The sequence below is a fragment of the Enterobacter cloacae complex sp. ECL414 genome (assembly GCF_021869685.1).
Classification (GTDB): Bacteria; Pseudomonadota; Gammaproteobacteria; order Enterobacterales; family Enterobacteriaceae; genus Enterobacter; species Enterobacter kobei.
This window is the reverse complement of sequence record NZ_CP091481.1, coordinates 2,076,526-2,102,219: the sequence shown is the minus strand read 5'-3', so window position 1 is coordinate 2,102,219 and position 25,694 is coordinate 2,076,526. Positions and strand designations below refer to the sequence as shown.

At 48.7% G+C, this 25,694-nt stretch carries 32 protein-coding genes and 1 pseudogene; 5 read left to right on the top strand and 28 right to left on the bottom strand.

What is annotated here, in order from left to right; genetic code table 11:
- Positions 1-69: 69 nt before the first annotated feature.
- Positions 70-1,098, bottom strand: a complete 1,029-nt coding sequence (locus L3068_RS10105; protein WP_014883587.1) for a Mal regulon transcriptional regulator MalI — start codon at positions 1,096-1,098, stop codon at positions 70-72.
- Between the two features lie 177 nt (positions 1,099-1,275).
- On the opposite strand from L3068_RS10105, the pseudogene L3068_RS10100 reads away from it, so the two are divergent.
- Positions 1,276-1,470 (top strand): annotated as a pseudogene (locus L3068_RS10100) (PTS sugar transporter subunit IIBC); the annotation flags it as partial.
- Positions 1,471-1,609: 139 nt separating this feature from the next.
- Here the strand turns inward: L3068_RS10100 and L3068_RS10095 are convergent.
- The gene (locus L3068_RS10095) at positions 1,610-1,996 is read right to left on the bottom strand and encodes a HumD family translesion DNA polymerase (RefSeq protein WP_072056587.1); all 387 of its coding nucleotides are present in this window, start codon (positions 1,994-1,996) and stop codon (positions 1,610-1,612) included.
- A 113-nt stretch (positions 1,997-2,109) separates the two neighbouring features.
- On the opposite strand from L3068_RS10095, the gene L3068_RS10090 reads away from it, so the two are divergent.
- From L3068_RS10090 to L3068_RS10080, 3 genes are read left to right on the top strand one after another with little or no spacing between them, the layout of a single operon-like run.
- Entirely contained in the window at positions 2,110-2,472 is a 363-nt protein-coding gene (locus L3068_RS10090) for a GtrA family protein (protein WP_236904836.1), read from the top strand.
- Positions 2,469-3,392 carry a glycosyltransferase family 2 protein gene (locus L3068_RS10085; RefSeq protein WP_047352435.1) on the top strand — a complete coding sequence of 308 codons (924 nt, stop codon included), beginning with the start codon at positions 2,469-2,471 and terminating at the stop codon, positions 3,390-3,392. Before L3068_RS10090 ends, L3068_RS10085 begins: the two co-directional genes overlap by 4 nt.
- A gap of 40 nt (positions 3,393-3,432) precedes the next feature.
- Complete coding sequence (locus L3068_RS10080) at positions 3,433-4,875, top strand: glycosyltransferase family protein (protein ID WP_236904835.1); 1,443 nt, start codon at positions 3,433-3,435, stop codon at positions 4,873-4,875.
- Between the two features lie 44 nt (positions 4,876-4,919).
- Here L3068_RS10080 and L3068_RS10075 read toward each other — a convergent pair whose 3' ends face one another.
- From L3068_RS10075 to L3068_RS09975, 21 genes are all read right to left on the bottom strand, one after another.
- On the bottom strand, positions 4,920-7,397 hold the full coding sequence (locus L3068_RS10075; RefSeq protein ID WP_236904834.1) for a tail fiber/spike domain-containing protein: 2,478 nt from the start codon (positions 7,395-7,397) through the stop codon (positions 4,920-4,922).
- Positions 7,398-8,054: a phage baseplate protein gene (locus L3068_RS10070; protein ID WP_236904833.1), complete on the bottom strand. Its 657-nt coding sequence runs from the start codon at positions 8,052-8,054 to the stop codon at positions 7,398-7,400.
- Positions 8,054-8,290: a phosphoglycolate phosphatase gene (locus L3068_RS10065; RefSeq protein ID WP_236904832.1), complete on the bottom strand. Its 237-nt coding sequence runs from the start codon at positions 8,288-8,290 to the stop codon at positions 8,054-8,056. Before L3068_RS10065 ends, L3068_RS10070 begins: the two co-directional genes overlap by 1 nt.
- Positions 8,291-8,298: 8 nt before the next feature.
- Positions 8,299-9,054 (bottom strand): hypothetical protein, encoded by a 756-nt coding sequence (locus L3068_RS10060; protein WP_236904831.1) that lies wholly within the window; start codon positions 9,052-9,054, stop codon positions 8,299-8,301.
- Positions 9,047-10,465, bottom strand: coding sequence for a baseplate J/gp47 family protein (locus L3068_RS10055; RefSeq protein WP_236904830.1), 1,419 nt, complete (start codon positions 10,463-10,465; stop codon positions 9,047-9,049). The genes L3068_RS10060 and L3068_RS10055 overlap by 8 nt, the downstream gene beginning before the upstream one ends.
- A 64-nt stretch (positions 10,466-10,529) precedes the next feature.
- A complete protein-coding gene (locus L3068_RS10050) occupies positions 10,530-10,898 on the bottom strand; it encodes a contractile injection system sheath initiator (protein WP_236904829.1) in 369 nt (122 codons plus the stop codon).
- Between the two features lie 40 nt (positions 10,899-10,938).
- Positions 10,939-11,175 carry a hypothetical protein gene (locus L3068_RS10045; RefSeq protein ID WP_236904828.1) on the bottom strand — a complete coding sequence of 79 codons (237 nt, stop codon included), beginning with the start codon at positions 11,173-11,175 and terminating at the stop codon, positions 10,939-10,941.
- 9 nt (positions 11,176-11,184) lie between these two features.
- Complete coding sequence (locus L3068_RS10040) at positions 11,185-11,859, bottom strand: Gp138 family membrane-puncturing spike protein (RefSeq protein WP_236904827.1); 675 nt, start codon at positions 11,857-11,859, stop codon at positions 11,185-11,187.
- Entirely contained in the window at positions 11,859-12,794 is a 936-nt protein-coding gene (locus L3068_RS10035; protein ID WP_129328173.1) for a phage protein, read from the bottom strand. The genes L3068_RS10040 and L3068_RS10035 overlap by 1 nt, the downstream gene beginning before the upstream one ends.
- Positions 12,769-13,110 carry a phage baseplate plug family protein gene (locus L3068_RS10030; RefSeq protein WP_129328174.1) on the bottom strand — a complete coding sequence of 114 codons (342 nt, stop codon included), beginning with the start codon at positions 13,108-13,110 and terminating at the stop codon, positions 12,769-12,771. Before L3068_RS10030 ends, L3068_RS10035 begins: the two co-directional genes overlap by 26 nt.
- Positions 13,107-13,823, bottom strand: a complete 717-nt coding sequence (locus L3068_RS10025) for a phage baseplate protein (protein ID WP_236904826.1) — start codon at positions 13,821-13,823, stop codon at positions 13,107-13,109. The genes L3068_RS10030 and L3068_RS10025 overlap by 4 nt, the downstream gene beginning before the upstream one ends.
- Position 13,824: 1 nt before the next feature.
- On the bottom strand, positions 13,825-15,396 hold the full coding sequence (locus L3068_RS10020) for a tape measure protein (protein ID WP_236904825.1): 1,572 nt from the start codon (positions 15,394-15,396) through the stop codon (positions 13,825-13,827).
- A 161-nt stretch (positions 15,397-15,557) separates the two neighbouring features.
- The gene (locus L3068_RS10015; RefSeq protein WP_236904824.1) at positions 15,558-16,028 is read right to left on the bottom strand and encodes a phage tail assembly chaperone; all 471 of its coding nucleotides are present in this window, start codon (positions 16,026-16,028) and stop codon (positions 15,558-15,560) included.
- Between the two features lie 2 nt (positions 16,029-16,030).
- A complete protein-coding gene (locus L3068_RS10010) occupies positions 16,031-16,477 on the bottom strand; it encodes a phage structural protein (RefSeq protein ID WP_006809752.1) in 447 nt (148 codons plus the stop codon).
- 2 nt (positions 16,478-16,479) lie between these two features.
- On the bottom strand, positions 16,480-17,820 hold the full coding sequence (locus L3068_RS10005) for a DUF3383 family protein (protein WP_236904823.1): 1,341 nt from the start codon (positions 17,818-17,820) through the stop codon (positions 16,480-16,482).
- Positions 17,821-17,839: 19 nt separating this feature from the next.
- Positions 17,840-18,379 carry a phage neck terminator protein gene (locus tag L3068_RS10000; protein ID WP_129328178.1) on the bottom strand — a complete coding sequence of 180 codons (540 nt, stop codon included), beginning with the start codon at positions 18,377-18,379 and terminating at the stop codon, positions 17,840-17,842.
- Positions 18,372-18,719, bottom strand: coding sequence for a hypothetical protein (locus tag L3068_RS09995; RefSeq protein WP_236904822.1), 348 nt, complete (start codon positions 18,717-18,719; stop codon positions 18,372-18,374). Before L3068_RS09995 ends, L3068_RS10000 begins: the two co-directional genes overlap by 8 nt.
- Positions 18,716-19,183 carry a phage virion morphogenesis protein gene (locus L3068_RS09990; protein WP_233176671.1) on the bottom strand — a complete coding sequence of 156 codons (468 nt, stop codon included), beginning with the start codon at positions 19,181-19,183 and terminating at the stop codon, positions 18,716-18,718. The genes L3068_RS09995 and L3068_RS09990 overlap by 4 nt, the downstream gene beginning before the upstream one ends.
- A complete protein-coding gene (locus tag L3068_RS09985) occupies positions 19,168-19,575 on the bottom strand; it encodes a DUF4054 domain-containing protein (RefSeq protein ID WP_129328181.1) in 408 nt (135 codons plus the stop codon). Before L3068_RS09985 ends, L3068_RS09990 begins: the two co-directional genes overlap by 16 nt.
- The gene (locus tag L3068_RS09980; protein WP_129328182.1) at positions 19,575-19,778 is read right to left on the bottom strand and encodes a hypothetical protein; all 204 of its coding nucleotides are present in this window, start codon (positions 19,776-19,778) and stop codon (positions 19,575-19,577) included. Before L3068_RS09980 ends, L3068_RS09985 begins: the two co-directional genes overlap by 1 nt.
- Positions 19,779-19,810: 32 nt before the next feature.
- Positions 19,811-20,572: a DUF2184 domain-containing protein gene (locus L3068_RS09975; protein WP_236904821.1), complete on the bottom strand. Its 762-nt coding sequence runs from the start codon at positions 20,570-20,572 to the stop codon at positions 19,811-19,813.
- 61 nt (positions 20,573-20,633) lie between these two features.
- Here L3068_RS09975 and L3068_RS09970 point away from each other — a divergent pair.
- A protein-coding gene (locus L3068_RS09970; protein ID WP_094461488.1) for an IS3-like element IS911 family transposase occupies positions 20,634-21,802 on the top strand; the annotation gives its coding sequence in 2 pieces (ribosomal slippage) (positions 20,634-20,883 and positions 20,883-21,802; 1,170 coding nt in all).
- On the opposite strand, the gene L3068_RS09965 is transcribed toward L3068_RS09970, so the two are convergent.
- Genes L3068_RS09965 through L3068_RS09945 form a run of 5 tightly spaced genes read right to left on the bottom strand, consistent with a single transcriptional unit; the run spans position 21,777 to position 25,688 of the window.
- Positions 21,777-22,001, bottom strand: a complete 225-nt coding sequence (locus L3068_RS09965; RefSeq protein WP_236904820.1) for a hypothetical protein — start codon at positions 21,999-22,001, stop codon at positions 21,777-21,779. The genes L3068_RS09970 and L3068_RS09965 overlap by 26 nt on opposite strands.
- A 9-nt stretch (positions 22,002-22,010) precedes the next feature.
- The gene (locus tag L3068_RS09960) at positions 22,011-22,520 is read right to left on the bottom strand and encodes a structural cement protein Gp24 (RefSeq protein ID WP_236904819.1); all 510 of its coding nucleotides are present in this window, start codon (positions 22,518-22,520) and stop codon (positions 22,011-22,013) included.
- Complete coding sequence (locus tag L3068_RS09955) at positions 22,520-23,620, bottom strand: DUF2213 domain-containing protein (RefSeq protein ID WP_129328185.1); 1,101 nt, start codon at positions 23,618-23,620, stop codon at positions 22,520-22,522. Before L3068_RS09955 ends, L3068_RS09960 begins: the two co-directional genes overlap by 1 nt.
- A 12-nt stretch (positions 23,621-23,632) precedes the next feature.
- On the bottom strand, positions 23,633-24,439 hold the full coding sequence (locus L3068_RS09950; protein ID WP_236904818.1) for a phage head morphogenesis protein: 807 nt from the start codon (positions 24,437-24,439) through the stop codon (positions 23,633-23,635).
- Entirely contained in the window at positions 24,432-25,688 is a 1,257-nt protein-coding gene (locus L3068_RS09945) for a phage portal protein (RefSeq protein ID WP_236904817.1), read from the bottom strand. The genes L3068_RS09950 and L3068_RS09945 overlap by 8 nt, the downstream gene beginning before the upstream one ends.
- Positions 25,689-25,694: the final 6 nt, after the last annotated feature.

Below are 25,694 nucleotides of genomic sequence, written 5' to 3'. Positions count from 1 at the left end.
CCGGGTGGCGCTGACGCTTACCCGGCCTACGATCGGGGGCCGTTGCCGCCGGGCGATGTGCAGAGGCGTTTATTTCACGGTGACCAGGCGCGCCGCCACAATCTGGTGCCCGGCCTGGACATCCGTATTCTCGATGCGCTGCATGATTCTGTCCGCCAGCGTATAACCCATCTCCCGCGCGGGGGTGGTGGCCCAGACGATCGGCAGGTCATCCAGCGCGTTTTCACCGACGTCGGCGAACGCCCCCAGCGAGACCTGGTGGCCAAAGAAGGTTTCCACCCCGCCCTCACCGCTCTGCCGCCCGGCGCGGATCAGGCCAAACCAGGCCCCCATAGCAATCACATCGTTGTAGCAAATCACGGCGCTGATCGTCGGGTTGCTTCGCAACAGCGCATTTATCGCTTCAGCCGCTTTCTTCTGGCTGGATTCACATTCAACAACCCATTCACTGTGGAACGGCAGACCGTATTTGATCAACGTCGCGCAGTAGCCGCCGACCCGTTCGGCGCGGGTCAGGGACGAACTTTTACCCCCCAGCCAGGCAATGCGCTGATGACCGCGACGAATAAGATGCTCGGTCAACATTTGCGCGGCCTGCATGTTATCCGGACGCAGCGTATCCGCTTCGTCCAGGTAGCTGGCGCGCGAAGCAAAGACCAGCGGCACGCCTTTTTCGGCGGCACGCTCGCACAGTTCGCTACCCACGCCCGACGCCCCGGCGACGATCACCCCGTCCACGCCCTGGTTGAGCAGCATATCCAGCCGGGAAAGGAGCTGATCGGCTTCGCGTCCGCCGTGCAGCAGAAAAACCATCCGCCCCTGCGCTTCAAGCGCCTCGGTTAACCCGGCGGTCAATTCTGCATAAAACGGAGACGTCAGATCCCGGACAATCAGGCCAATCACCCCGCTTTGCCCACCGCGCAGCGCCGACGCCTGGCGGTTACGCACAAAGCCTAATTGTTCAACCGCCTCGTTAACTCGCTGCCCGGTGGCAGGCGAGATGCGCCCTTTTCCGCTCAGCACCAGAGAAACGGTACTGACGGAGACCCCCGCCGCCAGCGCGACATCGTTGATGGTGATTTTTTTCGCTACAGCCATGTGTCGGCGTGACTCCCTGAAATGAGATCGGTAAAACGTTTTATCAATACGTTATCTTTATACTACCAGTCAAAGCCTGAGAATGTGATTTAGCGCGCACTAAACTTTGATAAAACGTTTTATCTTCTCGCAGCATTGAAGCAGATAAACTGATTTTAACAATAAAGGAGTCGTTTTATGACGGCGAAAGCAGCACAAAAAATATCGCTGTGGGAGTTTTTCCAGCAATTGGGTAAAACCTTTATGCTGCCTGTGGCACTCCTCTCGTTCTGTGGGATCATGCTCGGGATCGGTAGCTCACTGAGCAGTAAAGACGTCATTACCCTGATCCCGTTCCTCGGTACCCCCGTGCTGCAGGCGATCTTCATCTGGAGACTATTAAGTCTTTTAACGAAGTGGCTTGATGTTGGATTGATGTGCGGTAACTTCTGCTATGTTGCCGCGATACGATTTGTCATGTGCAATGAACTAACGTCGTTTCGCGGTAACTTTATGCCCCATACATGCCCCATCACATCACCGGACAATCATCAAACTCACCAGACCGCGCATCGTTGATGATGTACGTGATCACGCCAAAAATTGCATCAGGGCTCGTTCCGTCATCGTGCACCGGAATCTCTTCGCGCCTTCCTGTCTGCAAATCTTCCAGGTGAGGTCTTGGAGAATTTCGGTACCGCTTAATCCTCAGTTCACCCTCCATTCTGCAAACCAGAAGCGAACCGTCACATGGTGATAGCGATGCATCAACTACCAGAAGCGCACCGTTGAGAATGCCTTCCCGGTAATGCGTTGCGCCCGCTCTCATGAAGTAAGTAGCTGCTGGCCTGCTTATGATGCGCTTGTCGAGCGATATGCGCTCTTCAACGTAGTCTTGTGCCGGGCTCGGGAATCCCATAAACCACCTCCGATAGATACTGTATATTAATACAGTATTACCGATCGGCGGTGTCGATCAATAGCGTTTGTGGTGCTACACTTCAGACCTTTCCGAATTCACTGATTTCTATAATGTTAAAGTTATTCGCCAGGTACACATCGATAGGTGTCATCAACACGCTCATTCATTGGGTGGTATTTGCTATCTGCATGTATGCGTTTCACACAGGTCAGGCGCTTGGTAACTTCGCCGGGTTCGTTGTCGCTGTGTCATTCAGCTTCTTCGCAAATGCCAGATTTACGTTTAAGTCTTCTACCACGACCCTGCGATACATGCTGTATGTGGGGTTTATGGGTACGCTGAGCGCTGCGGTGGGATGGGCGGCAGATAAATCAGGCATGGCACCTGTTATCACGTTAATCGTATTCTCCGCAATCAGCCTTGTTTGCGGTTTCATCTATTCAAAATTCATTGTCTTTAGGGATGCGAAATGAAAATTTCTCTGGTCGTTCCTGTCTTCAACGAAGAAGACGCGATACCTATTTTTTATAAAACTGTTCGGGAATTTGAAGGACTTCAGCAACATGAAGTTGAGATAGTCTTCATAAATGACGGAAGCAAAGACGCGACAGAATCAATCATAAACACGCTGGCTATTGCCGATCCGCTTATTGTTCCTCTGTCTTTCACGCGCAACTTTGGCAAGGAATCAGCACTCTTTGCCGGCCTTGACCATGCGACTGGTGAAGCGGTTATCCCGATTGACGTTGACCTTCAGGACCCCATAGAAGTCATTCCGCACCTGATAGAGAAATGGCAGGCAGGCGCTGACATGGTCCTGGCCAAGCGATCGGATCGCTCCACAGATGGCCGCCTGAAACGCAAGACCGCTGAGTGGTTCTATAAGCTGCACAACAAAATAAGCAACCCACAGATTGAGGAAAACGTTGGCGATTTCCGCCTGATGTCTCGCGAGGTGGTCGAAAACATCAAGCTCATGCCTGAGAGAAACCTGTTCATGAAGGGTGTGCTGAGCTGGGTTGGCGGAATAACCGATGTGGTTGAATATTCTCGCGCAGAACGCGTAGCTGGCAGCACAAAGTTCAACGGCTGGAAGTTGTGGAATCTGGCACTTGAGGGGATAACAAGTTTCTCAACTTTCCCTCTTCGCATGTGGACTTATATTGGTCTGTTCGTTGCCGGTGCTTCTTTCCTGTACGGAGCGTGGATGATTCTTGATACCTTGGCATTTGGTAACCCAGTGCGCGGCTACCCTTCTCTATTGGTATCGATTTTATTTCTGGGTGGTGTGCAGCTTATCGGGATAGGCGTGCTTGGTGAGTATATTGGAAGGATTTACGTGGAAGTAAAAAACCGTCCGCGTTATGTACTGAAGGGTAGGAAAAATGTTTAGAGGCATAAGAATTAATAACACTATTGTGTTTGTAGTTTGCATGGCGTTACTCATCTTTATGAGAGAGTACTATATTTCTATTAAATCAGGTTTGCACGTTGATGAATCATTGTCAATTATATTATCCTCATATAAGTCAATAGGTTTCTCTACCATTGGTGATGGTTTTATTGGCGCTACTGGTGATGCTATAAGAAGGGAAATGTATGTTGTTAATGGGGGTATTTTAGATGCCATTAATGATGTTGGTAAATTATGGGTTAACAATAGAGACCTGCCTCATAGCAATATATACTATAGCCTTTTGCGACTATGGATGACACCACTTAAGGACTCGAACATATCCAACATTGTTGTATGGCTTGCGCAGATGAACATTATTTTCATGTGCATTTCATTTTACTTTTGTGTAAAACTGGTGCATAAGTTAACTGGAAATATTACACCTTCAATAATTTGCGCATTTATAGCATACACTTCGTATTTTGCGATATCTAATACCACATTTCTTAGGCCTTATCAATTCCAAGAAATGATGTTTGTAATCTTTACGTACTATACGTTATTGGTATTTGATACTACTGACATACAACGTAAGGGGATTGTTAAATATGCTGCAGTAACTTCCGTTACATTTTTAACTGGCTATTTTTCTGTATTTTATATTTTGCCAGTATCTTTGCTTATTTTGCTTAATCATAGATCCATATGCGGCCACAACCCGTTAAAAAAGATTTTATTATTTATTATTTTAGTTATTTCATTTTCATTTATAATTTACCCAAGATATTTCAATATAAACTATAGAACTACCGAGGCAGTTGGAAAGGTGTTTTCATTTAAGGAAAACATAGCCTCTTCGTTTAAGGTTTTCCATGATATCTCAATTTCATTGCCATTTATATATTTAATAGCTATATTGGGGTTGTTGTATTTAATTTACAAAACATACAGCGGATGTCGGCATAGTCTGTTTTCCATTTGGATTGTTTTATCCACATCGCTATTTGTTATATTATCAATTTATTTTGCACCTTACAAACTGGCCAGGTATGCATACCCATCAATTCCTATGTTTGCTTTGATATTTGCGTCATTCTATAGCTTTGCCGGAAAAATTAATGCCACTGCATCATTCACTATATTAACATTTGTGTCCATTTTCTCTGCTTCAATTAATGCAGATAGAAATAAGGTGGAAAACTTATTCCTTAGAGATAATTATGACTGCCAGAGTGTTCACAACAACAACAAAACATTAATTATCGTAAAGGTACCATTTAAATTCAACACACTGGCTACTTGCCTTGACAGTAATGTGGTATATAACGTGATACCATTAAAGGAGTTTGAGTCTGGTTTTGATACATCAAAATATACTACAATTTTATCTGATGAAAGGATTAATCTAAGAAACTACACCTTGCATGCAGAGCCAAATACAAGAGATAGCTATTACTTTGATGTTTACAGGTCAAATTAAATGACTTGTTGTGCCAGCCTCATTCATAGGCTGGCACAACATTGCTACAGTGTGCCAAGATACTTTACTGTAAAGTTGTTGTTGGCACTTATCTCTGCCACGTAATATTCCGTGGCGCTAAGAGAGGTTGTTGTGTTGAGGGTTATCTTCTTTGCTATTAGGTTTGTATTATTGCCATTCCATTGGATTGCTTGATCGGTTGTGATTCCGCTAGATATTCTATCACTTCCAACAACAACTTGAAACGTGTTGGCACTTCCTAGCCATCTAGCTTCATATATATCAGGAGATCTTGCGCAGCGTCCTTCTAGCCGTAAATTCATATTACCATACAGGTTTGCAGTTAAAATATTGCAAGGTGTGCCTGCTTGCAATTTTGAGTTGTCTATTTTGAACGTTACTCCACGATCATGAACACCAAATTTGTGTTGTGTCATGTTGTGACAGTCTCCAAACCCAAGCGCCACTGCACCTCCATAGTTTATCTGATTGGCGGCGTTTCCAAAGAAGAAACCATTTTCTAACCAGGCAAGTCCTGCGCCGGTGCTAAACTTGTGAGTCACGTTCTGTAAGTTTCTTACTTTGAACGAGCAGTCGTCGATTTTTCGCTGTCCAGTATATTCAAACGCTCGTCCCGAGCCAGTTGAACCAAGCAGAACATGGTTGACCAGGTCAAATTCTGCGCTGCCACCAATAATGATTTTAGAGTTTGCTTTTGCGCCAATAAACAGACTGTTGCTGTTATTGCCGTTAAGATCCCTCACCAGTCCATCAGCAGTAAGATACTGGCCACCGTGGATGTTTAAGGTTGCATTATCTGCACCAATACCAATTGTGGTTAGCGTGTAAACGTCTTTATTTCCAGTTCTGTCAAGTTGAAGCGCCCTGACGTCAACGCTGACGTTATCTAGCAGTGCTTCTTGCGCCATTTCTGAAATACATACATACGTGTTAAATGGTACCGTAACACCTTGTAAGTATTTTATATTACAGTCTTTCGCGCGAACCTGGCGCAGGCGTCCAGCAGTTGACCCGTTGATTAGCTTATCATTCAGGACAATTGATATGTGATTTCTGAAAGTTAGATCTATTGCGCTCAATGCTTCGTTGCAGAAATCAGGATTTCTTCCAAACTCAATATCAACGTTTGAAAGTTGCATATCAGTCATGACATCACCAGGGTAAAGACCAAGATACTGATGGTCAAACGATGTCTGAAACATGATGTTGTCTGCAATCAGCACGTCTTTCATGGTGATGTTGCCAATGCCACCATGTTTATCAACTCCTTTCCTGTAGTTCTCGTAGTATGCACCGCCCTGAATAATAATATCAGAACAATACTGGCTAAAAGTAATGCCATAACCTGTTGCGGTTACGCCCTTATTGCCATTACGGTAGCCATAGCAGTTAAAAATTCTGGATTTTTTAATCCCACGTAGCCAGAAGCCACTACCGGTATTGTAACGCCCGGTGCAGTCATACATTTCAAGTTCCGTAACGCCTGGTGAAGTCTCAGATATACCATCGATGCTAAGGCAGCGATAGTTACCGTGTTCAGTGGTTACTGAACGCAACACAACTTTTTTTGCCTGCTTGATGTGAGCAAACCAAATCGTGCCGTTGTAAATCGCCCAGTTACTTGGGTCACTGGATGGAGTGCCGTTAACAAAGCCTGTTTTAGTTGTACATTTCAGCGTTATGTTCTGAAACTCTACGTGGTCAAAACCAACTTCAAAACGCAGAAGTTCTTTTGCGTTATCACCCTGTTCAGTGTTACCGGTCCCGGTGTTGTCCTCTTTAATATAGTCAAGGATCGTAACGCCTTCACCCTCACCAGAAATGATGATTTTCTTGTAAGGTAGCGTTGTTGGGTCAAGAATGATTTTGTCACCACTGAATCCGTAGTGGCCGGCAGGGATATGGATTCTCAAAACATTATTTTTAATGATGCCGTTTGTCAATGCATTCAGCAGCATTGGTGTATTGTCTGTGGCTGTAATTCTTGATGCATCATTTCCATCATATAGTGGCGCACCAGTGTAGTCTGGAATGCCACCAAAGTTATAAATAAAATTATTGAATAAAGCGCGGTCAATCTTTTCCGTTAAGATTAAATCTCCAACTTGCACCCATTTACCAGCACCAATCCCGCCAGTAGAATCCGGTGTGGATGCTGCTGGCACATCCTTTGGAAGTGTTCCGCTCCAGTAGTACCAGGCTTTGCTCTCCTCATCCCAGATAAAGTCAGTGCGAGAAGCTAAAGACCCACCCGCGCTAAAAGAAAGTGAGCCGTTTATATATCCAGATAACTTGTCGTTTACTTCATCTACTGATGGAACATTAAGATTTGCTCTGGCCTGATCTGAATCTACAAGGTCTGAAAGGTTATTTTTAGATCGTAGGAAGTGTGTTACTTGAATTTTCTGGTCTGTACTGTTTTGATTCACCAGAAGTTGTGCTGTGTCGATTGTATCTGTAGCTGCCGGAAGTTCAGTTAACTTTACTTTTTGTTCTGCCATTTATGCTGTCCTGTACCAAGCCGCTAATTTTACGTAGGCATTAGTTAAGCTCAACGGAGTGCCACTACCAACGCTGTCGGTGTCTCCTTTGATATCATGCTCGTGAGCTCCGATGCTTACACTGTGCTGGTGATTTCCTGCCGACTCAGTATTTCTGCTTTCGTTTTTTGTGCCGGAACCAGACTTCATGACATCCCCTCCAGGGTCAGAATCAGAAGAATTGCCATTTCTTCGGTATGCAAACGCATGGACATGCGACCCTGTGCTACTTGTCGACTTTGAGCCATAATCAAACGATTCTGTTTTTACATTTATTGGATGTTTGTGTGGTGGCAGATTTGAAGATGTAATTTCGACAGTATCTGAACCGCCCTGTTGTAAAACATCAGTTCCAGTGCTATTTGCAAGGCGTATAGTTTTTCCCATTCCCGGTATTCTGGCCCACGTAGAACCAGACCAAATTGCGTTTGGGTTAGTATCGTTAGCGAACCATTCAACTTTTCCTACCGGATATCTGATGTTGAAAATTGCGGATGCAAGCACCTCTAATGTTATTGAGCGGTCATTTCCGGCCTGGTTGATATGCATCAGGTCTGAGGGCTCGGCGTCAGCGGCAGAGGGTAAATCAGTCAGATATTTGAGAAGGATGTCAGCCATTACGCCCCCTCAAGTTCAGTCACGCGAGCCTTAAGGTCAGATATTTGCGTGTATAAATCGTTAAGTAGGGTATTGAGATGATTAGCAGCAAGTTTGCTCCCCGCTGAGATAGAGCCGTCTGGCATGCGTACAGGTGGAACGAAGCCGCTTGCAAGAATTTCATCAGGAATTGGTTCTTTGTTCTTCTGCCCATCAGCATATGTAACGTCAGTTGCTGCAAATGATGTGATAGCCATTTAATTTCTCACTTAGGCATAGCGCCGCATAGCATCGTCCCGGTAACGCCATAGTCACGGGAGAAGATAAGTAGATAGTCGTCGTCAGCGACGCCGAGGTATGAGCCGTTTACTTCCAGAACACCTGATACGGAACCTGCTGCATCAAGGTAGGAGCCAGCAATAAATACAGAGCCACGGTTAAGGCCAAGGGCGGTGTCGGTATCTACCTGCATTGCGGTATTTACGCCGACCTGTAACGACTGCCCTGAATTGGTGTATATCCCAGCAAGGGAAAAGCCGTTTAGCCCGTAATCGTGCGTTGAATAGGCTCTGACGCCAGCTATAGATGCGCGATCAACAATGGCGTTGATGTTTGTAGGAACATAAGGGCCGGTGGCGTGTACGCTAAAGGCAGCAGGGTGCAACTCAACAAGTTCAACATCAGTGCTTGATGTAGTAGTTGCCGTTACGACCATAACGTTATCTGGCGTTCCGCTAAATGCAGTCGCCAGTTTCGCCTGCATGATTGCCCGTCGATAATCATCGTCAGACATTCCATCGCGATCCACATCAACGTACTGACCAAATCTGTCCAGCTCTATGCCGTGGGCGTTGTAGATGCTTTGCGTCAGATAGATGTATTTGGCGCGAGCTTCAATTTCAGGATGGAGTATGCCAACAGCAGCAAAGAGATCGGGAACCTGACCGCCTTTTTTAAGCCAGTCAGTAGTCCTCTGTCGTATCAGCGCAAGGAAATCGATATCAATCCATTCATCAGACACCTGTGACCTCCACATTGGCAGCGGAGAACGAAGCAAAGGAGTTTTCAGCAACGGAAATGTTACTTTCGGCAAACGTAGTTCCGTCCGTACTGACCGTGATGGTCATTTTCCCGATGCCGGTTGTATTGGCGTAGATGTAACCATAGATGCGCTGGGTAATAACGTCATCACCAAGGCCAAGCGTCGCACCGTAAGCAACAACACCTTGCTTGATAGCGTCCACAACAGCAGCTGGTAACGGCTCCTCTGTATCCAGAAGAACAACGTCAACTTTGACGTAAATATCCACTTCTGTAGGTCTTGAGAAGTTCACGATATGAGGTCTCTCGTACCGGTCATATACAGTGATCGCAATTGAACCGTAGGTTGCTATTCCCGCTCCTTTGTACTTCCAGATAGCGTCAGCAATATCCTGCTCAAGACCGCCAGAAACGATAGTATGTATGGCCTTTGGTGGAATGCTGTCCACTGTCGCCATGGTGTCGTTTTCAATGACTTTGGCTAAGGTTACGCCGCTGACTTCCGTAATCAGGCGAGTCTCAATTGCTGGAATGGTTGCCGCACCGCCAGATGACGACCTGCTCTGATATAAACGTTGGCGGTAATCTGTGTCTGATTCACGATCGGAACCGGTAGCCCCCTGAACAAGGTTATTAACTCCAGTCCATCCGGTTATCGCACTTACAGGATTGTTTAGTCCGCCAACAGGAACGACTATCGGACCTGCTTCAGTAGCCTCAAAGATTGCCGGTGAGCCAATCAGCTGCCAGGCCAGGCCAGCACTAAGCGAAACTGCGTAGCCTTCAATGAGGTTTTCGGAAGTCAGCCTTATTACTGAGCCGTTTGCTGTGGCTGAATACTGGCTTGTTGAATCAACCACCGCAGCAAGCCCTGTAGCAATGGAGTTTACGGTATCCCCTGTGACCTTTGTATAGGTATGGTCAACGCCAGCAATCCGTACTGTGTAGGAGGTTTGAGTGTTGTTAGACACCCTCACCTCTCCGTCCAGAAGCGTAGAGCGTGAGATGGTGTAATCTGCCGTCTGTCTAAACTGGTAGTTACCGAACGACGCGAGAGAACCAGCAGGAACAAGTCGTGATTCAGAGCCATAAATAACGGCGTTCACTTTTGTCTTGGTTTTGCCATGCCGGGTAATCCCACCCATCCAGTCGCCAAGAGCATCAAGGGCGAATCCCTCAGCAGAAGCAAGAAACCGGCTAGCCCACAATTCCTCTTCAGTTTCAAAGTGAATTGCGTTTTGCTCAGCTTCAATTCCGATCCACTGACCCGTGGTCGAATCAGCCTCTCTGTTAATCGGTCCGACGACCGTCTCCATTGCATCACCGATTTCCTGAACCATCTCCGGTAATGTCGGCTTATCAAAGCCTGTCGCAGTAATGTAATCAGCCATATGCACCTTATTTCTGGCATAAAAAAGCCCCGCACATTGGCGTGGCATATTGAAGGGGTATTTATCAGGGGTACTGCACCAACCCGTACTCAGTGTTGGCTGTAAACTCGATGCTTAGCTTTCTCTCGGCACGGTCAAAGTTGTATGTGAATTCCACAATTCCGGTAACACCCTCTACAGCCAGGATTTCTGTACGGATGGCTGATAGCGCACCATTAAGCGTTACCTGCTTACCTAGAATATCCTGTAGGTAAGGCGTTCCAAATTGGCTATCAAGGAACCACTCCCCTCGCCACAGGTTAAGCCTGAACTCCACCTGTTGCCTGACGCGCTCAGCGCCATCTACGTACTGAAGAAGGCCGTTAGTGAAAACGACTTTGTTATCTGTAAGTCTGAAATCTATCATCTTGGGCCTTATAATAAAAAAGCCCATATCTATGGGCTCATTCCTAGCTCAATTGCGAGATTATTTCTCAGTCATCAAGGAGTCCAGCCTTTGGTGCAGGCTGGTTTTTACCTTTGTATATCCGTGATAATTCAGTTATCTCCTCATCCATTGAGCCTACACGGGAGCAGACCTTTTCCAGAAGGGAGATAATCTGCTTCTGATTGTCAATGTGCTCCTGGATTTTCCAGTACCAAAGGTTGAATTTCCTGAATACGATGAAAAGAACTATAAGAACTACCAGAATAATCAGCGCGTTTTCCATGTTGCCCCGTTAGTTAATAGGCTCTCCAGTGGTTCCACCACTATCGCCAGGATGTTTGTGAGTGCCTATTTTAATACCATTTATAACCACGTCACCAATTACCTGCATCGTCCCTGTAATGGTAGCCACCGATGTTTCACCACCTGATCCAGTCATGCCGCCCTGGTAGGTAAATAGCTGCTCAACGGTCATTCTTCCTTTAACGGTATGGAGTGGGGTTGTCTCTTCAACACCACCTGGCGCGTTTATAGTCATTTTCCCGTTGGCATCAATAGCAATAAAGGCATCGCCAAAATACATCCTCACGTCATCGTTGCCAGGAACAGCGTCGCTGTAACCAGCCCCTGGAATAACGTATGAGTCGATGATGTCGAATCGCCTTGTGTCGTCACTACCATCGGTTGCCTGCTGGCAAACCACCAAAAGGCATTTATCACCAGCCTGGACGGGGCCTTTCAATCCAGCCTGACCATTTGCAAACTGCGGCCACACCATGCGTAAATCGCTGAGCACAGGATAGGCGTTGGTATCGCCATCTGCGTATATTTTCTCTCCATCAGGCTTTACCGTTACCTTCCCGCCTGAATAACTCACCACGGTACATGGAAGTGCCGTGTTTACAGAGTCCATTTCCGAACTGACAAGCCGTCTGAGCGCTTCTACTACATCACTGTTATCAGCCATCAGATAAACCTCAATAGCGCTTCCACGCTCCATTCCTGCCCGTGCGTATCTCCGGTGTAATGTGCTTCTTCAACCCTGAAGAACTCTCCATCAATTCCGCGAGATTTAAGCTGAACATAAGCGCCTGGATAAATGGCAGGGTTGAGGAGGGACTTCACCCGGTAGCCCTGCACTTCAAGAGTTACACGGTCTTTGAGCTTTGCTGTAGGGTCTTCGACATCCACAACCGTCCTGACGATGCCTTTCTGACCGTATTTGATGCCCTGCTTGGCTGCCGTCTTCTCGGTCATGGTTTTTGCTTCACGACGGGGATATCCGATCATGCCAGTGTCTTTCGACAGCACGACAGCCGTGTCTGCATAAACGCCACCCTTTTTGATAATCTGTATTTCGCTATCCTGAGCACTCCACTCCAGCCCGAGATAATTACAGACCCTGTCCATGGCATCGCGAACCCTTCCGTTATAGGCATATCCGCCGACGTACTGCTTATCCTGAACCTTGCTGATGCTCTTCTTGATTGGCAGTCCGAAGTTCTTCGCCACCCCATCCAGCACTGTCATTGCTGACGTATTTGGAGGGAAGGAAACGCTAATCTTGGCGTCGCGTAAAGGTATGACACTGTCCCTTAACTCCATTTCCGTGATGATGTCAGGACCATCCTGATATGTCAGACTACGGCATGTGGTGCCTGTGAAGATGGTGATAGCGCCGATATCATTGAGGTAGCCGGCCTTGATGATGACCACGTTATTTACGGTCTCCATCAGAGTGATTGTTGTGGGTGCGGCGTTGTAGATTTTGAGTGATGCTTCGTTGGCGGTTTTGCTGGCTGTTTTGGTGATGTCGAACTCGAATCGCAGGTCTTTAATGCTTACTGCCTCACCCTGAGGCTGACCTACAATTATTTCACCCGTTCGCAGAAACAAACTCATCTATTTCTTCCTTAGTGGCATACACCAACAGGTGATCGCCTCCAATCGAATCGATATCAGGACGAACCTTTTCACCATACGTACGGATGAAATAGATATCGCCGGCGAAGTTATCGAAACTGAAGTTCTTTAGAAGCGGGTAATTCTGTACAAGCTTAACTCCAGTTATGATCGGCAATGACTCACGGTCATAGATACCAAGCGACCAGAAGCCAAAGCGCTCATTCCATCGCAGGCGAAGCGTAACCGGTGTATCGTCGAAAACAGCTTGCAATGTCTGGTCAGTAAATCCAGCCTGAAAATTTAGTGGGGTCATGGGGTAACATTACCTATGATGTTGCCGAGATATTCCTGAAGTTTACCGCCCGAGCCGGATAACCCATCCAAAGCCTGACTCAGAATTGAACCCGTATTCTTGCCAACGTTTTTTGTTGGCGTAGCCCGGTTAGCCGTAGCTGGGTCTGATGAGTTTGATGTTCCTGCTTTAGCAGTAGCGCCATTACTGGTCGCATCCGTTTTCCTGACGCCTATACCAGGAGGAACCTCTGTCGTAGCTGTGCTGACGATATTTGCCTGAACAGCATCTATCGTAAAGTTTACCGCATCACCATCATCCACCCTTCTGGGAATGTTAATTCCCTGAATCAGCATATTTTCGTAGGTGTAATTTTTGGTGTAGATGGTTACCAGTTCGTTTGAAAGATAGAGCGAGTCAAGCAGCTTGATCGCTGTGTTAACCCTGTCTTCCCCGTCGAAGCCGCTATCCAGAGCGTTTGCTGCCTGAGTTAATACCCCCGTCACCGGCGCGTTGCTTATCATGCCGGCAACGGTAATCTTTTTCGGCTGACGGATAATGTGATCCGATATTGGCGACCCGTTTTCTACGGGATTCATTGTTACATCTCGCGACCATTCATGTGTTTCCTGGTCCAGCGTGTCGAACTCAAGATTGCCGACGCCCGGGTCGTTGAGTCTGAAGGAGCTGTCGCCTGCCGAGTTCCAGAGGAAGCCAAGCACATCAGTTGCCATGCTAACCTCCAGTGTTGAAGTTTAATGTGTTACCCAGCGCATTCCATCCGTAGTCACTGAATGCTGACTTGGCGCTATCCTGGAGAAATTTAACCTGCTCGTCAGACGTTCCGGCAGGCACTGAGATATTGCCGATGTTGACGTCTATCTTAGGACCAGACACTGCTGATGGCGGTGGCAGTGAAAGAGATTGATAGCTCGGGAGTAGAGTATTTCCACCTTTTGCATCCTGGTTGAAACCTCTGACCCCTGCAAGCGTATCTGACCACATCCTGGGGATATCAAAAGCACCGTTTGTTTGTGCATTTCCCCACGAAGCCCACTTACCTAAATCCTCAACAAGCCACCCTGCCTTTTCCTTCAGCCATGGCGCAAATTTTGTTGTTCCTAACTGATCTCCCCATTCCTGAACTTTGTCCTGACTGGAGTTGAAGAAGTTGGCGAGACTGTTGAGAACGTTCAACGCCCACACAGCCATGTCCTTCATGTCTGTAAGGGCCACTTTTAAAGAGTTGATTGAATCGGTGTACTCAGAAACCGGTCCTATCATGTCTCCCAGAAGCGATTTATTGCCATTGAGCCAGGAATTAATGTCCTCACCAACAAGGAACAAAGCAGCAAGTGCAGCTATCACCAAAAATACAGGGCTTGTCAGTGCGGTAAATGCTGCTGATAGGAGATAAACAGAACCTACAAGGCCTGCTGCACCAAGGGCTACGCCAAGCAGTTTTACGGCGTTCTCTGCGCCACCAAGAGCATCGATAACTGAGTCCAGTGCATACTCTATTTTATCAGCCATCCACAGGAACTTATTTGCCACCCATGTCACAGCTCCGCTGCTGCGGTTAAGCCTGTTGATAAACATCGACCATCTGTTATTTACCAGAACAAGCGCCTGGCCAATAGTCATAGGCATTTGTTTAAACTGGTCGACAAATTGCGGAATGACTTTAATCAACCCCTCAGCAAGCATTTTCCCCGTAACCTTACCGGTAGATATGAAAGCCTTAAGGTTATTGTTCGCCCCTGGAATGGCTTTACCAAGCGCTCTGAACAGGTCAGGAGCCACATCGATAAGCGTGTTCATCTCTTCCATCTGGACAGTTGGAGAACCAATTGCCTGACCAAGCTGGAAGAAAGCCTGTCCCTGCGCAACAGCTGTTGAGCCTGAAGCAGCAAGCGCTATGGATACTGCATCGGTAAGCTGTAATACCTGTTCCTGATCTTTATAGAAGTCCTGAGTGGCGTTACCAGCTTTGATGTAAAATGATGCGTACTCTTCAATGCCCTGCCTGGCTGCAATTGCCCTTTGAGCCACAGCGTCGAATGCTTCTGCGCCGGTAGTGATGGTCTGCGGCAGCATGCCAATGCGAGCCTCCAGAGACTGCATCTCGTCAGCAGTTTTGGCAATGTTTGAGATGGTTACAGCACCGAATACCGTAGCAAGCACACCGCCAAGCGCATTGAATGACTGAATGGTTTTATCGACCTTTCCGTCTACTCTGTCCAGTCCTCGACCTACATTATCTGAGCCAGTAAGACCGAGACGGATCAGAAATTCTCGAATAACCATTTACTTCTCCATTGGCGTGTTCAGATAGTCGGTCATCTCTATGAGGGCGTTAAGCTTGAGCAGGTCTTCGCATGTGATAAGGCCTGACTTCACCTCTGCAACCGTACACATATTTCTCATTATCGGACGCCATACCCATAGCTCTGTTTCAACATCTTCCCTTAACTTTCCTGGGTCGCGCTTTTCGCCAGTGACTGAACCCGATTTGCCAGCTCTTCTGGGCTTAACCCAAACAGGGTGAGAACTTTCGTAAAAAAAGGGGTGAAGTTGAGCTTCAGCACTTCCCAACACAGCTCGAAGAAGTCGAACAGCGTGTCTACGGTGAACACAAGGTTCATTGCGTTAGGGCTGTCGATTTTCTTCTCATCAGTAACGCTGAATGTTGATGAATCTCGCAGGATAGGGATTATGACCTCCTCCAGCGTCTTTTCATCAATACCAGAAAGCAACTGAATGGCATTTGCATCTCCGCCTGAAGCCAGGCCTTTATCAAGCAGCGTTTTCAGTTTTACTAAGTGCTTTGCCGCAGCGAAGGCGTTCATTTTGGCGGCTTTAAACTCTTTGTCACCGATATGGAAGGTAGCGAATTCATGAGACATATGGACCTCAAAAAAACCGCCCGAAGGCGGCATTGTTAAACGTTGTTACCACCGAGGGAGAATTTCAGGTCAGCACATTCAAAGGTGTAAATGCGTTCACCAACCTCGTTAGTTGAGAAAGCCACGTCGCCGAGCTGATAAAGCCAAGCCTGGCCTGCTGCAATAACAGTACGACCAGAGAAATCAGTTACTGATACCGGATAAACCGCCTTGCCGTCCTGCGTTAATGAATCAAGGTTCATCAGTGCAGATAGTTCGTCGTTTGCCGCGGATGTCTGCAAAAGATGAAGCTCGATCTGCCCACGCTTATCCGTTACTCGCGCGCGACCTACTGAGCCATCGAGGCCAGCGCGTGATTCATAGAAGTTGGCGTTCTTACGAGCCGTAATGGAGTCTCCATCACTGAAGCCGGTTAATAGCAGCGGGCCGATAGTGACAAATACTTCTGAGCCGTCATAAGAGCCAGTTAATTCAGCAGCCATAATTAGCCCTCGTAGCTATAGGTGAGTGAGCCGGTGATTTCGACCACCTGGATTGCGCCAGCCAGAAGCGCCACAAACTCGATATAGAGAGTGCGGGTAGCTTTGATATCAGCAGATACGTCGGCTGCATTAGGGTAAGTGATACGGAAGCCAGGGATTGTGTTGCCTTCGCTGTCACGCTCGTCAGGAGCGATGCCGCCTGCCTGTTGACCCTGAATAAGTGAACCGTTCAGGTTGTTGACGATGAGGGCAATGCCTCCATTGGTGTAAGGCACCTTCTTCTGGCGGATCATCAGAGAAGCCATGTTCTTCTGAATTGTGTCTACAAGCCAGTCACGGAATCGCACAACATCAATCCATTCGCCAGATGCAACCTTGCCTTTGTTAATCAGATAGGTGCTTTCTGCGTACTGTTCGTAGGCGTTGGCGTTCTTCTGGAAGATGTAGCTCTGCTCTGTGTCGCTGAACTTGCTCGGCGTGATAGCTGCCAGTGTTTTAAGTGCCCACGTTTCGCCACCGGGCGCTATGGTGAAGCATCGACCCATCCATGCCATTTCAGGGTACTCAGTAGCGGCTGCCTTGTGAGCAATCAGAGCTGTACGCAGATATTGAAGGTCCTGCAACTGCGATGCGATATCGTCATCAGCAGACGTCCAGATATCAGCAGTATCGCTGCATGCGAAGAAGAGTTTCGTTTGCGTCTCAGCCCATGCCGCTGCACCCTGAATTAGCGCGTCACCACGTTCTACCAGAGCAAATCCGTACCAGCCCGGGTCTTCCTGCTGAATGGCGTTAAGATCCGCTTCTAATCCGTCTGCTGAGCCTGCGGTTGCGATTGACAGGTTGGTCACTGGCTTAACGATGGTTGCTGTCTCAGGAACTTTCACTACCAAGTGCAGTCCTTCAGCATCAGCGGTGCTGGTAAACAACGCATCAACTACAGATTGTGCCGCAAGCGCTGTTTTCAGACCGGTATATACATCAGAAGCATCATCGCCACTCGCTGCGGTGTACGTTACGGTAGTGCCATTCACGCTGAATGCGAAAATGTTGCCCGTTGTGATCGTCGCGTTTGTTACTGTCAGGTCTACAGAAACGGCGTTTCGTCGACCTACCCATGCCTGATTTGGGCGTGGCGTCTGACTGAATACTGCTGAAAGCGCTTTGAGCGTCTGCGGGTCAAGTCCGTCTTGCTGCGCTGCGCTGTAGCTTGAATATTTACGGATTCGCTCACTGAATGCCGTTGTCGGCGAAACTGCAAGTGGAATGCCGAATGACGCCTTCGCGATACTCGCTGTGTCCAGCGAAATATTCACGTTGGCAATCTGGCTTAGATTTGCCATTGATGAAACTCCGTGTTGATTAGTCGGATGTGACGGCGATAGTGAGGTGTGTTTCTATCCCGCCGATGTCGCCTGTCGCATCAACGGTTTCTATGAGCCCTACGTTATCCGTGTACTTGCCGGTGTAGCGGAATGTAAGGTCTACATTCGCCATCGCTTCGAAGTTTGCTTCATCTCGCAGAGCTGTAAGGTCGTTAACCTGGTCACTGTTTGCGATAACGAATTTTTCTCTGCGCATCAGGTAGCGTGATGTGGTTTTACGGATGTTATTAATCAGATCGTCGCAATACTCTCGTGCGCTTCCGCCGTACACATTAACCATCACCGTTCCTTCTCTAACGCCGTGTGACGGCATTACACCTTCGTCGTCTACTTCGCCATGCTCATCCCTGCCAATGGTCGTACGCGTTGATACACGAAGCGTGGCATAAGGCAGAGGAATCCGGGAGTTATTCTGATTGGCGTAAGCGAGAGGTACGGGTAATAGCTGGGACAAAACACGGTAAGCGGCAGACTCTACAGCATCAGGAACGAAATTCGACACTGTGGTTTCAGCCATCGCGTTTCCTTACCACATAATATTTATAGTGGGGTATGATTCCGTTTTGCCATGGTTCACGGTGCTTAACTTCGTAGTTAAAACCATCAATAACGACAAGTGCAGGCTGAGCCATGGGGAAATCATCAGTAATCTGAAGCTTAGTGTCGCTGTACAGCCGGCGATAATCAGTTAATCTCCTCCCTTCCTCCAGGCTTTCAATCTCCTGCGTATCTTTTATGCTTTGCACGCTGAAGTAAGCGGTTGACTCCGTCATTACCCCATCTAAAATCACGCCGTTAACCAAAGTCGACGGCGATGGAGTATATACCTGATAAGGCCTGCGAAACGGATTGCTCATTGTGACCTTCCGTAATCATGAATGGCGAAGGTGACTGAATTAAGCATTACGCCAGTGTCTATAAGCGGCTTTGATGAACCCTTCAACGCTATCGTAACCGGAGAGTTTGGAGTCCAGGCACCTCCAGAGATGCTCTTCTTGACGCCATCCACCATAAATACGCCAGCCGCATTCAGAAACTGAGAAAAGGTAGCTCTACCGAGGAGAATTTGCGTTACTCCATTTGTAGCGAACCTTTCCAGCCGAGAGACTGATGTGTCGAAGTATGTGCGCATGAATGGTCGTGATGGGATTGTCCTCGTACCGAATTCGTTCCATGCTGCGTATTCAGCGACAAGCACTCCATCATTGACTTCACCCTTCTGGATTCCGACAACCACCTCTTTGCTTCCGGCAGCCTTGATCTCTCGCCTTAACCTTTCCCATTGCCGCTTGTTGTCTGTAATTTTTACTGACACAAGCATCCCCCCACGACTCCGCGAGTCATAATCGAGAATCCTGCCCCTCTCTTCTTGCGGAGCAGTTGCAGCAGGTTTCCGTATGTAGTCCCACTGAGGTAACTGGAATCACCTGATACGTTGCCATAAGTGATTGCCAGATCACCTTCCTTGCGTGAGAGGATGCGACCAGATGATGTGGAACCGTTATCAGAGTAACCGCCAGGCGATGCCATGATATGGGCCGCCATTAGAGCCAGAGCTACGTTATAGGCGTCTCCGTACTCGTCTTCGCAGACAAACAGTGATGCAAGTTCGATGTACCCTTGAACAACCTCATCAGGAACAGCCGCAAATTCAGGCGCTAGCTTGCGGAAGATTTCCAGAGGCGTAAGTCCTTCAAATGCGGCAATGTTCATTACTTCTTGTCCTTATCTTTTTTCTCTACCTGACTGGCGGTTACGGCTTCATCTTTATCAGCGAGTCGCAGCTCACCTTTGGTAATGGATGCCTGCACCGTTTTATTGTCCTTCCAGGAGTCTTCCACTTCGGCAGTCTGGCCTGGTGCCAGCTTCTGGCCGGCGATGTAATACAGTCGTGCTGATGCGTTGGTAATCTTCATTGGTAGTCCTTAAGAAAAGAGGCCGAAGCCTCTTAAATGCCTTTGATGAGATGCAGGGTCAGCGGCAGGTAAACCTGTACGCCGGTAGCGCGGCTGTGGCATGGAATATTGAACGCCAGGTTGTTAGCCTGAGGTGGCAGTTGTTCGAACGGCTGCGGGATTTCCATGGATGCGTTATCAGCGTTACGTTCCATTACCAGAGCGGCCTTAGTGCCTGCGCCATCGATGTCTTCCAGCTCGTTAACACGAATCCACTGCATACCCGGATACTGGGTGTTGAAGTAGGTCATGTAAGACGTATTGGTGTTTGGCATCGGCTTGGACAGGATTTTAAAGGCGCTTGGCGGCAGTGCGATCACGTTCGCAGAGTGCAAGCCTTTAGTTACCGTTTCGATTGCTGATACTGCATCTTCCAGTTCACCAGAAGCGATCTCGCCAGTAGTCCAGCCAGCAGATGTGGTTACTGGAATATTTGGATGCTCAAGAACGCCGACGATCTGATAATCATCATCGCCGTAGAACGCCAGGTCATTAACCTTCACGTCGTGCGCTCGACGGGCAGCGTTAGCCAGACGAGTTGGCAGATTCTTACCGGTTGCCTGTGATGCTCGGATTTCCATCAGGCTGTATTCGTAGAAGTTACCCAGGCTGAACACCTTCCCGGTTTCTTCACGATAGTTAACGCCGACATTTGGCAGGTCGTCAGAGTAGTCAGCGATGATACGCGCCATGCCTACTGCATCCCATACGCCGTAAGTGAACGTTTTGGCGTATGAAGGGATTTGAAGTGGCACACTGAATTTGGCCACCTGAACAGAGGTGATATGCTCACCTCAGAACAACACAGGTGCTCCAATGAAAAAAAGAAATTTCAGCGCAGAGTTTAAACGCGAATCCGCTCAACTGGTTGTTGACCAGAACTACACGGTGGCAGATGCCGCCAAAGCTATGGATGTTGGCCTTTCCACAATGACAAGATGGGTCAAACAACTGCGTGATGAGCGTCAGGGCAAAACACCAAAAGCCTCTCCGATAACACCAGAACAAATCGAAATACGTGAGCTGAGGAAAAAGCTACAACGCATTGAAATGGAGAATGAAATATTAAAAAAGGCTACCGCGCTCTTGATGTCAGACTCCCTGAACAGTTCTCGATAATCGGGAAACTCAGAGCGCATTATCCTGTGGTCACACTCTGCCATGTGTTCGGGGTTCATCGCAGCAGCTACAGATACTGGAAAAACCGTCCTGAAAAACCAGACGGCAGACGGGCTGTATTACGCAGTCAGGTACTTGAGCTACATGGCATCAGCCACGGTTCGGCCGGAGCAAGAAGCATCGCCACAATGGCAACCCGGAGAGGCTACCAGATGGGACGCTGGCTTGCTGGCAGGCTCATGAAAGAGCTGGGGCTGGTCAGCTGTCAGCAGCCGACTCACCGGTATAAACGTGGTGGTCATGAACATGTTGCTATCCCTAACTACCTTGAACGGCAGTTCGCCGTGACCGAGCCAAATCAGGTGTGGTGCGGTGATGTGACCTATATCTGGACGGGTAAGCGCTGGGCGTACCTCGCCGTTGTTCTCGACCTGTTCGCAAGAAAACCAGTGGGCTGGGCCATGTCGTTCTCGCCGGACAGCAGGCTCACCATGAAAGCGCTGGAAATGGCATGGGAAACCCGTGGTAAGCCCGGCGGGGTGATGTTCCACAGCGATCAGGGCAGTCATTATACGAGCAGGCAGTTCCGGCAGTTATTGTGGCGATACCAGATCAGGCAGAGTATGAGCCGGCGCGGAAATTGCTGGGATAACAGCCCAATGGAACGCTTCTTCAGAAGTCTGAAGAACGAATGGATACCGGTGGTGGGTTACGTAAGCTTCAGCGAGGCAGCTCACGCCATAACGGATTATATCGTTGGATATTACAGCGCACTAAGACCGCACGAATATAACGGTGGGTTACCCCCAAACGAATCGGAAAATCGATACTGGAAAAACTCTAACTCGGTGGCCAGTTTTTGTTGACCACTTCAATTTCTGATGTCACTGGGAAGAGAGTGGTCGCAGTCAGTGCAGGGTATTCGACTTCGTAAACCTTGGTCTTAACGTAGTCCAGTTCACGAGCCAGGAAGATTGACTCCCCTTCATCCAGTCGGATGCCGTTAGCCGCCGCGCCGTGTTCAATAGCGAACAGGTCCGCTTCGTCGTAATTCATCTGTTCCATTATTGTTCCTTATGCGGTTGGCTGTGTGGTCTGGTTGCGGATTTGAACTTCAGCCAGGTTAACTGTTGCGCCAGCGCTGTTTTTGAAAGTGGTAAACTTACCAGTAAACACCCAGCCAAGAGCCAGAGATCCGCCGATCGCTGCTACCTTGCCAGCGTCTGCACCAGAGGTCAGAACGTTAACACCTGTACCCATGGTTGGTGCTGCTGATAAGGTGGTTACAGCCCAGATTCGGCCCCACGTCATCACGTTGACGGCATCACCGTCTTCATACTGACCGGTTACGCAGCCGTAGTGGCTGAAGCGGCAGATACCCATCAGGTTTGCTGCATCGCCAGCCGCAGATACTTGCTTAACTACGCGCTTGTCGTTAGCCACTGATACGCGAGCCACCACATAGCCAGGCTTGATAGCGCCTTGTGCTGCGTTGCAACCATCTGTGATTTGATGGGTTGAATCTGAACGCATGCCGGGCATTGCGATCTGCATGTCGTTATCGTAGGAAGTCTGAACAGGCATTATGCTGTCTCCTTTTTGCCGTGCAGGCGGTCGAGGTATTTTTTGCGAGCAGCGGCAGAGCCTTTAGGTTCAGCGGAGTCATCGCGGGTTTGGGCTTTGTCCTGATTGACGATTTTGCGCTGCTGCTCCATAGGCGCTGACTCAATCGCCATGTCGAAAGCGACGTTGATATAGGTGTCATCTTTGCCGTCGAGCTTGATGGATGGCTTCAGCTTGGCTACAACCGCTTTCTTGACGGCAATATCATCCAGGCCATCACATTTGATGCCGTGCTTCTCTGCTTTTGCTTCGAGTTCGGTGCGAGCTTTAATGGTTTTCTCTGCATCTTCGCGAGCCTGCTTCAGCTTGTTTTCAAACTCTGCTGCGTCAGCTTTCAGAGTGTCGCGCTCTGCTGTGATGGTGGAGATGGTTGTTTGCGCTTCGGACAGCTTGGTATTAGCGTCCTCTGCATCCTGTTTAAGGGCGTTGAACGCCACGACGACTTCAGGAGAAGCATCGTACTCAAGCCCGTTGTCGAGTCGCAATTTCTGCATTGTTTTACCTTTTGGTTGGTTGTCGTCATCGTCTAAGGTGATTTCTTCATCACCGTCGAGATTCAGTATTGCTACATCACCGGCCCGGGCTTTAGATACGAGCGCGAGATGATTGATGCGGATGTTTCGCTGCACGGCGTCATATGGCTGACCGTTCCATTGGCCTGGAGTCTCATCGAGGTCGAGTCGGTAGCCGAGGGATAGTTGCTTTGTCCTGCCGCTGGTTGCTGAGTTAATGGCGTTCTCGTCATAGACCATGATTGGCACTTTGACGTTTTCACCATCCTGTCTGCCTGGCTCAAGCATGGTTCCGACCATGTGCTTTTTAGCGTTGCGGGAATTAACCGCCCCCGGGTGACCGATAGTGATCGGCTTGCCTTTGAAGCTAGCCAGTGAGTCAGCGTTGAATACTTCTTCAGGTGGGCGTAGCTCACGACGCACTGAGCCATCTGGATTTCGGTATAACTGGATACCAACGCGACCTACTACCGGTACGTCCTCCAGATAGCCATCCTCGTTTACGGACGCACGGAGTTCTCCCACATCGAAGCGAGATACTGTTTTCATGTTTTGCCTTATTTATTCGCCGATATCGAAAACTGAACCAGACCAGTCGGGCTCTGCATAACATCGACAGCGGACAGGTTGCCCCGGATGTCCATCAGTCGGTGGGTTGCTCCACTTGTATGAATTACCTTCTCGCGCTCTGTGCTCAGGCCTTTCGCGTTCATCAAGCACACCGCGCCATTTGTATCCAGTTATCCAGGCATCGGCCTGACGCTGCTTTGTGAGCGCTGAATTGGCCTTTCCTATCTGGTCAACTGCAATCAGCTTTGCGCGCCTCTCAGTGACGCCATAGCGCTCCTGAATCTGCTTTTTGATAGTGTCAGCACTTGATCCGTTCATTACACCGCGCTGGATGATGCCTTCCATGTCCGCCAGTTCGTCAGCAGGTATGGATTTAATCAGCCTGGTGTTCTCTGATACCCATAACTCCTGCATCTCTCTCAGCCATGGCTCTGCGCGATAAGCGTCAACACCAAGCGCACCTGATGAGACTGGAGCAGTTGTCTGGCCGGCAATAACAGCCTGCGATGGCGGGATGTCATAGCCAGTTCCACCCTTCACGACCAGCCGCCATTGCTTGTCGTTAAACTGACTCGTTAGCGCGAAGAATGTCGGCAGCCGTTCAATTACTGGCTGAAAGATGCGGTTGCCAGCATTGCGGAGATAGGCCAGCACAGCCGACATATCGTCCTGCCAGCCATCGAAACGGATATCGCCGTATGCTGAGTTTATTTCTCTGTTGAACTGCCTGGTGGCTTTTACAAGCGCGTTGGTGTAGTCACGTTCTATGCCATAGGGATGAAGCCAGACTTTAGCCATTGCTCATCTCCGGATAGACGTAGCCTCCACGTTTTTTCAGTGTGGCGACACCTTCATCGTTGCTCACCCATCCAAGCTGCGAATAGCGCTCATCAGCCTGTGACCACTGGTTAGCCGTCTCTGCCTGCTCTTTCTCTGTTGGTACTGAGAGAGGATTGAATTTAATCGTCCATGTTTTATCAGTGGTGAGGAAGTTGACCACCTTTTCTATTGCAGGTCTCGCCTCATCCTTCTGCTTGCGGCCAATCAGCTGCTTCCATGACTCAGGAACGGTGGTTTTATCCGCGCCCTGACCTGATGGCGTTTTGGTGAACAGGATTTGCTCATCAATTCCGGTCAGCGCTGATATGCGTAACTGTTTGCGGTCCTGTACATCGACTACCCCTTCCAGAGAGCCATTAAGCAGCTCGTACTTCTCAGTGCTCGCGTCCACGCCGATGGTATTGCCGTTGCTGCGAGTCATGTCGACCATATTGAGACGAGCCTGAACAGCATCGCGTCCTTCACCATCTTTGCACAGGTCAGCCAGGTCAGCGGCAGACCAGACGCCCTGCTGTTTGCGCTCAAGAAGGCTTGTAGCGTGTGCGTGGCTCATGCCGTAATCAGTCAGCGCCTGATAAACACCCTGCAAGCATGAAGCGCCCCACCCCTGATTCTGATGACGAATCTGGTTAGGCAGTCGCTCTCCGTCGAACACATGGCATCTGCTGGCGTGAACGTAGTAAGGCGTTCCTGAGATAGGGTTGATCTGGTACTGAGTTATCTCTCCGTACGTTGCGCTTTCAGGGTTAGTATCGCGCAGGAAAGGCTGCACCTGATATCGGTCATAAACACGGACAAACTCAAGTTCACCCTCGCCTATTGGTGACTGAAGGTCTCCGCCATCATTAACGCCGAATAGCATCAACGAGCCGCCATATAAGCGAGCCCATGCCACTGCGTCAGTAAACTGCTGAGTGAGGTTGAGCTCATCCCAGCGAGACCTGATCTCCGGCTCATTGTTTGCGCCGTCTACGGTGAAGCCGGCACGAAACATTTCGTCTGCTACCACGTCGATGATGCGACGACCTAAACCGTCTCCGAGATAGATGCTGTCGAGCGTTGCTTTGGTTAGCAGGTGCGCTGTACGGATACGGCTGTATGCTGACCTGTCTCCACCTGTGCCGAGGTTCATGAACACATTTTGATAGCTGTCCATGTTCATCTTCTTGTCGATTTTCTTTTGCTGCCTGTTATTGCGTTTAGCCATGTGAGT

What these genes read in the sequence shown, in the direction of transcription:
- L3068_RS10105 (WP_014883587.1), bottom strand. Translation starts at nt 1,098, where the DNA reads ATGGCTGTAGCGAAAAAAATCACCATCAACGATGTCGCGCTGGCGGCG.
- L3068_RS10095 (WP_072056587.1), bottom strand. Translation starts at nt 1,996, where the DNA reads ATGGGATTCCCGAGCCCGGCACAAGACTACGTTGAAGAGCGCATATCG.
- L3068_RS10090 (WP_236904836.1), top strand. Translation starts at nt 2,110, where the DNA reads ATGTTAAAGTTATTCGCCAGGTACACATCGATAGGTGTCATCAACACG.
- L3068_RS10085 (WP_047352435.1), top strand. Translation starts at nt 2,469, where the DNA reads ATGAAAATTTCTCTGGTCGTTCCTGTCTTCAACGAAGAAGACGCGATA.
- L3068_RS10080 (WP_236904835.1), top strand. Translation starts at nt 3,433, where the DNA reads ATGGCGTTACTCATCTTTATGAGAGAGTACTATATTTCTATTAAATCA.
- L3068_RS10075 (WP_236904834.1), bottom strand. Translation starts at nt 7,397, where the DNA reads ATGGCAGAACAAAAAGTAAAGTTAACTGAACTTCCGGCAGCTACAGAT.
- L3068_RS10070 (WP_236904833.1), bottom strand. Translation starts at nt 8,054, where the DNA reads ATGGCTGACATCCTTCTCAAATATCTGACTGATTTACCCTCTGCCGCT.
- L3068_RS10065 (WP_236904832.1), bottom strand. Translation starts at nt 8,290, where the DNA reads ATGGCTATCACATCATTTGCAGCAACTGACGTTACATATGCTGATGGG.
- L3068_RS10055 (WP_236904830.1), bottom strand. Translation starts at nt 10,465, where the DNA reads ATGGCTGATTACATTACTGCGACAGGCTTTGATAAGCCGACATTACCG.
- L3068_RS10050 (WP_236904829.1), bottom strand. Translation starts at nt 10,898, where the DNA reads ATGGGCTTTTTTATTATAAGGCCCAAGATGATAGATTTCAGACTTACA.
- L3068_RS10045 (WP_236904828.1), bottom strand. Translation starts at nt 11,175, where the DNA reads ATGGAAAACGCGCTGATTATTCTGGTAGTTCTTATAGTTCTTTTCATC.
- L3068_RS10040 (WP_236904827.1), bottom strand. Translation starts at nt 11,859, where the DNA reads ATGGCTGATAACAGTGATGTAGTAGAAGCGCTCAGACGGCTTGTCAGT.
- L3068_RS10035 (WP_129328173.1), bottom strand. Translation starts at nt 12,794, where the DNA reads ATGAGTTTGTTTCTGCGAACGGGTGAAATAATTGTAGGTCAGCCTCAG.
- L3068_RS10030 (WP_129328174.1), bottom strand. Translation starts at nt 13,110, where the DNA reads ATGACCCCACTAAATTTTCAGGCTGGATTTACTGACCAGACATTGCAA.
- L3068_RS10025 (WP_236904826.1), bottom strand. Translation starts at nt 13,823, where the DNA reads ATGGCAACTGATGTGCTTGGCTTCCTCTGGAACTCGGCAGGCGACAGC.
- L3068_RS10020 (WP_236904825.1), bottom strand. Translation starts at nt 15,396, where the DNA reads ATGGTTATTCGAGAATTTCTGATCCGTCTCGGTCTTACTGGCTCAGAT.
- L3068_RS10015 (WP_236904824.1), bottom strand. Translation starts at nt 16,028, where the DNA reads ATGCCGCCTTCGGGCGGTTTTTTTGAGGTCCATATGTCTCATGAATTC.
- L3068_RS10010 (WP_006809752.1), bottom strand. Translation starts at nt 16,477, where the DNA reads ATGGCTGCTGAATTAACTGGCTCTTATGACGGCTCAGAAGTATTTGTC.
- L3068_RS10005 (WP_236904823.1), bottom strand. Translation starts at nt 17,820, where the DNA reads ATGGCAAATCTAAGCCAGATTGCCAACGTGAATATTTCGCTGGACACA.
- L3068_RS10000 (WP_129328178.1), bottom strand. Translation starts at nt 18,379, where the DNA reads ATGGCTGAAACCACAGTGTCGAATTTCGTTCCTGATGCTGTAGAGTCT.
- L3068_RS09995 (WP_236904822.1), bottom strand. Translation starts at nt 18,719, where the DNA reads ATGAGCAATCCGTTTCGCAGGCCTTATCAGGTATATACTCCATCGCCG.
- L3068_RS09990 (WP_233176671.1), bottom strand. Translation starts at nt 19,183, where the DNA reads ATGCTTGTGTCAGTAAAAATTACAGACAACAAGCGGCAATGGGAAAGG.
- L3068_RS09985 (WP_129328181.1), bottom strand. Translation starts at nt 19,575, where the DNA reads ATGAACATTGCCGCATTTGAAGGACTTACGCCTCTGGAAATCTTCCGC.
- L3068_RS09980 (WP_129328182.1), bottom strand. Translation starts at nt 19,778, where the DNA reads ATGAAGATTACCAACGCATCAGCACGACTGTATTACATCGCCGGCCAG.
- L3068_RS09965 (WP_236904820.1), bottom strand. Translation starts at nt 22,001, where the DNA reads ATGGAACAGATGAATTACGACGAAGCGGACCTGTTCGCTATTGAACAC.
- L3068_RS09960 (WP_236904819.1), bottom strand. Translation starts at nt 22,520, where the DNA reads ATGCCTGTTCAGACTTCCTACGATAACGACATGCAGATCGCAATGCCC.
- L3068_RS09955 (WP_129328185.1), bottom strand. Translation starts at nt 23,620, where the DNA reads ATGAAAACAGTATCTCGCTTCGATGTGGGAGAACTCCGTGCGTCCGTA.
- L3068_RS09950 (WP_236904818.1), bottom strand. Translation starts at nt 24,439, where the DNA reads ATGGCTAAAGTCTGGCTTCATCCCTATGGCATAGAACGTGACTACACC.
- L3068_RS09945 (WP_236904817.1), bottom strand. Translation starts at nt 25,688, where the DNA reads ATGGCTAAACGCAATAACAGGCAGCAAAAGAAAATCGACAAGAAGATG.